The organism is Rhodanobacter spathiphylli B39 (genome assembly GCF_000264295.1).
Lineage (GTDB): Bacteria > Pseudomonadota > Gammaproteobacteria > Xanthomonadales > Rhodanobacteraceae > Rhodanobacter > Rhodanobacter spathiphylli.
This window is the reverse complement of the sequence record NZ_AJXT01000130.1, coordinates 1-315: the sequence shown is the minus strand read 5'-3', so window position 1 is coordinate 315 and position 315 is coordinate 1. Positions and strand designations below refer to the sequence as shown.

The window sequence follows — 315 nt, the reverse complement described above, 5'->3', positions numbered from 1 at the left end:
ACAGCACCGTCTGTTGTTTTGTCCACTTTCAACGGCATTGGTTTGATTTCTGATGCCTGCTTCAAAGCTTCCATCTGGTCGGAATTTGGATATTCCGGTGATCCCATACGCTTCCACTCTGCATATGCGTTTCCGTGCGTTTCATCTACATAAATAATTTCGGCGCCAGAAACTTCACGGTTTTGTATTGTCAAATGCACATGCTCGGTTTCGATCTCTTCGCCCAACACATTATGGTTATATGCAAGAATACGCAGCTCATTCTCCTGCGTTGTTGCAATCATACCAACGGAACCCTGTTCCTCTATGCGGGGC

General features: G+C 46.0%; 1 protein-coding gene. It reads right to left on the bottom strand.

The window, feature by feature from the left end; all coding sequences use genetic code 11:
* Positions 1-284: GH39 family glycosyl hydrolase (locus tag UU7_RS17890; protein WP_425480527.1), on the bottom strand; the 284-nt coding region annotated here is incomplete at its 3' end.
* Positions 285-315: the final 31 nt, after the last annotated feature.